Origin of the sequence: Streptomyces sp. NRRL B-24085, assembly GCF_001282115.1 — a bacterium.
Classification (GTDB): domain Bacteria; phylum Actinomycetota; class Actinomycetes; order Streptomycetales; family Streptomycetaceae; genus Streptomyces.
In genome coordinates this window covers 1-3,827 of sequence record NZ_LJBR01000625.1, presented here as the reverse complement: position 1 = coordinate 3,827, position 3,827 = coordinate 1, and the positions used below count along the sequence as shown (strand labels likewise).

The 3,827-nt window shown below is 73.1% G+C and carries 2 protein-coding genes; both read right to left on the bottom strand.

What is annotated here, in order from left to right; all coding sequences use genetic code 11:
* Positions 1 to 420: 420 nt before the first annotated feature.
* Positions 421 to 2,616, bottom strand: coding sequence for a RelA/SpoT family protein (locus AOJ26_RS40450; RefSeq protein ID WP_053853313.1), 2,196 nt, complete (start codon positions 2,614 to 2,616; stop codon positions 421 to 423).
* A gap of 287 nt (positions 2,617 to 2,903) precedes the next feature.
* The gene (dapF, locus tag AOJ26_RS40445) at positions 2,904 to 3,773 is read right to left on the bottom strand and encodes a diaminopimelate epimerase (protein ID WP_053853312.1); all 870 of its coding nucleotides are present in this window, start codon (positions 3,771 to 3,773) and stop codon (positions 2,904 to 2,906) included.
* Between the last annotated feature and the right edge of the window lie 54 nt (positions 3,774 to 3,827).

The window sequence follows — 3,827 nt, the reverse complement described above, 5'->3', positions numbered from 1 at the left end:
GGGTGGGGTCGGGGTGCGTGCGGAGGGTGAGCGGCATGCACCACCGCTACCAGCGCGCGCGTGTCCCACGGCGACGACGCGCGACCGGCCCACCCGAACGGGGTCCTCCGGTCACGTCGAGGGGACGCGCACGGTTCTGTGGTCCGCACGCGCGCGTGTCGGTGCGGGGTGCCACGCACGCGTGGGGGCGTGTCGCGGGAGCTTCGGGCCCACCGAGGTCGGTGAACCTACGGGGGCTCACCCGCGCGGGTTCACCGAGGGCGGGCGCGGTCCTCTGGGCGTCGTTCCCGGTGACTCAGGGCCCCGTCGGCGGCGCGGACGATGCTCTGGCCGACCAGCTCGCCGGCCGCCGTGCCTTCCTGCTCGCCGAGGCACCCCTCGCGGTGCGCTGCCCTGGCGCGCTCCCCCAAGACGGTCCCCTCAGCCCGCGGGCCCCTGCGCCCGACTGACGTCATAGACGCCGGCCACGTTGCGCATCGCCCTCATCAGGCCGGGCAGCAGGGCCGCGTCCGGGAGTTGGACCGTGTACGTGTGGCGGACGCGCTGCTGGCTGGGCGGTTCGACGGTGGCGGAGACGATCTCGGCGCCCTCGCCGGCCATCGCCTCGGTGAGGTCGGCGAGCAGGTGCGGGCGGCCGAACGATTCCGCGAACAGCGTGACCCGGCACTCGGCGGTGTCGCCCCAGCGCACGCCGACCTCCCTGCGCTCCGTGCCCTTCATCCGGGCCACCGCGGCGCACTCGACGCGGTGCACGGTGACCACTCCCCCGCGCACGGCGAAGCCGGTGATCTCGTCGGGCGGCACGGGCGTGCAGCAGCCGGCCAGCCGTACGGTCGCGCCGGGCTGGTCGACGAGGGCGACGGCGGCGCCGGGGCGGTCGTCGGCCCGCTCGTCGGGGGTCTGCGGCTCGGGGGTGCTCCGGCCCGCGCTGTCGGGCGTGTCGGCAGTCGGCGGCTCCGCGGCGGAGGGCCGGAAGGTGTGCGCGGCCTCAGCCGCCCCGCCGTCCGTCCCGCTCCGCTCCGGCGTCTCGTGCGCGGGGTGGGTGGCGATCCACCGCTGGATGGCGATCCGCGCGGCGGGGGTGTGGGCGTGCTCCAGCCACTCCTTGGACGGCTCGGCGGCCGGGTCCTGCCCCATGAGGAGCTGGACGGTGTCGCCGTCCTTGAGGACGGTGCTCAGGGTGGCCAGGCGGCCGTTGACACGAGCCCCCAGGCACGCGTGCGCGTCCTCGCCGTACTGCGCGTACGCGGCGTCCACACAGGTCGCGCCCTCGGGCAGGCCCAGGGTGCCGCCGTCCGGCCGGAAGACGGTGATCTCGCGGTCCTGGGCGAGGTCCTCGCGCAGGGTGGACCAGAAGGTGTCCGCGTCGGGCGCGGCTGCCTGCCAGTCGAGGAGCCGGGAGAGCCAGCCGGGTCGGGTCGGGTCCGCCCGCTCGCCGTCGGCCGAGCTGGGCTCCTCCGCGGGACCGACGTACGGATTGCCGAGCGCAACCACTCCGGCCTCGGCGACCTTGTGCATCTGGTGGGTGCGGATGAGGACCTCGACGACCTGGCCGTCGCCGCGGGCCACGGCGGTGTGCAGCGACTGGTACAGGTTGAACTTGGGTACGGCGATGAAGTCCTTGAACTCCGAGACGACCGGCGTCATACAGGTGTGCAGTTCGCCCAGGACGCCGTAGCAGTCCGCGTCCTCGCCGACCAGGACCAGCAGCCGGCCGAAGTCCGCGCCCCGCAGTCGGCCGCGTTTGCGGGCCGTCCGGTGCACGGAGACGAAGTGCCGCGGCCGGATGACGACTTCGGCCTGGATCCCGGCCTCGCGCAGCACCCCCCGCACCTCTTCGGCGATCTCGGCGAGCGGGTCGTCCGCGCGGGAGGCGTTGTCGACGATCAGCTCGCGCGTGTGCTCGTACTCCTCGGGGTGGAGGATGGCGAAGACCAGGTCCTCCAGTTCGGTCTTGAGGGCCTGGACGCCGAGGCGTTCGGCGAGCGGGATGAGGACGTCGCGGGTGACCTTGGCGATGCGGGCCTGTTTCTCGGGGCGCATCACGCCGAGGGTGCGCATGTTGTGCAGCCGGTCGGCGAGTTTGATCGACATCACGCGGACGTCGTTGCCGGTGGCCACGAGCATCTTGCGGAAGGTCTCGGGCTCGGCGGCGGCGCCGTAGTCGACCTTCTCCAGCTTGGTGACGCCGTCGACGAGGAAGCGGACCTCCGCGCCGAACTCCTCCCCCACCTGATCGAGCGTCACCTCGGTGTCCTCGACGGTGTCGTGGAGCAGGGAGGCGGTCAACGTCGTGGTCTCGGCGCCGAGTTCGGCGAGGATCAGGGTCACGGCGAGCGGGTGGGTGATGTACGGCTCACCGCTCTTGCGCATCTGGCCGCGGTGCGAGGACTCGGCCAGGACCCAGGCGCGGCGCAGGGGTTCGAGGTCGGCGTCGGGGTGGTGGGCGCGGTGGGCCTCGGCGACGTGGCTGATCGCGTCGGGCAGCCGGTCGCGGGCGGCGGGGCCCAGCAGCGCGGCGCGGCCCAGGCGGCGCAGGTCGATCCGCGCCCGCCAGCGGGCGGCCGGACCTGCTACCGGACCTGGGGTCGCGGGGTTCGTCGCCTCCGCACTCATGGGCACCTCCGGCTGCGTGGACCGGCGGACGGGGTGCCCCATGGCGGACACGGCTCAGGGGATGGCATCTGTCCCCCGTCCGGGCCGGTGCTTGATGCTACCGAGCCCATCACGCCCGGCTGACCGCCTCTCGGTGAGCGTGAAACGGATCACCCATTCGAGCGACGGTTTGCAGGTTTACGGTTTCGCGCCACCTGACCTGCGACTGGCTGTGGTTCTGAATCGCACAAAGGGCCGGAGGCTGCGGTTCGATGCCTCCGGGGCCCTGATCATTGCGATTCATATGGTCAACGACCCGCGTTTTCAAGCCAGTCGGCGTCGATCTCGCCCTCGGCGACGATCACCGCGGGGCCGGTCATCTCGATCTCCCCGTCGGTCCGCTCGGTGATCACCAGGGTGCCGCCGGGCACGTCGACGGTGTACGTCGCCGGGCTGCCGGTGGCCGCCGGGTCGGTGCCGTCCCTGCGGGCCGCGGCCACGGCGACGGCACACGCGCCCGTGCCACAGGACCGGGTCTCGCCCGCCCCGCGCTCGTGCACGCGCATGGCGACGTGGTGGGGGCCGCGGTCGACCACGAACTCGACGTTGACCCCACTCGGGTAGGCGGCGGCCGGGCTGAAGGGCGGCGGGGAGTGCAGGTCGCCGGCGTGGGCGAGGTCGTCCACGAAGGCCACGGCGTGCGGATTGCCCATGTTCACGTTCCGTGCGGGCCAGCTCCGGTCACCGACGCTCACCGTGACGTCCCCCTCGGGGAGCAGGGCCTTGCCCATGCCGACGGTGACGTCGCCGTTCTTCGCGATGTGCACGGTCTTCACGCCCCCGCGCGTGGCCACCGCGAGGTCGCCCTCGGTGACGTGGCCGGCGCGCTGGAGGTAGCGGGCGAAGACGCGTACGCCGTTGCCGCACATCTCCGCGACGGAGCCGTCGCCGTTGCGGTAGTCCATGAACCACTCGGCCTCCTCGGCCATGTGCCTGGCCTCGGGGTGCTCGGCGGACCGTACGACGTGGAGCAGGCCGTCACCGCCGATGCCGGCCCGGCGGTCGCACAGGACGGCGACGGTGGCGGGGGGCAGGTCGAGGGCGTTCTCGGGGTCCGGGACGATCACGAAGTCGTTCTCGGTGCCGTGGCCCTTGAGGAAGGCGATCCGGGTGCTCATCCCTCGATCGTAAGGGAGTGCGACTTTTCGACCGCGGGGCGGTGGGGCTGGGGT

Bases quoted from the DNA above. Each gene is read 5' to 3' on its own strand.
- AOJ26_RS40450 (WP_053853313.1), bottom strand. From the start codon at position 2,616: ATGAGTGCGGAGGCGACGAACCCCGCGACCCCAGGTCCGGTAGCAGGT.
- dapF (WP_053853312.1), bottom strand. From the start codon at position 3,773: ATGAGCACCCGGATCGCCTTCCTCAAGGGCCACGGCACCGAGAACGAC.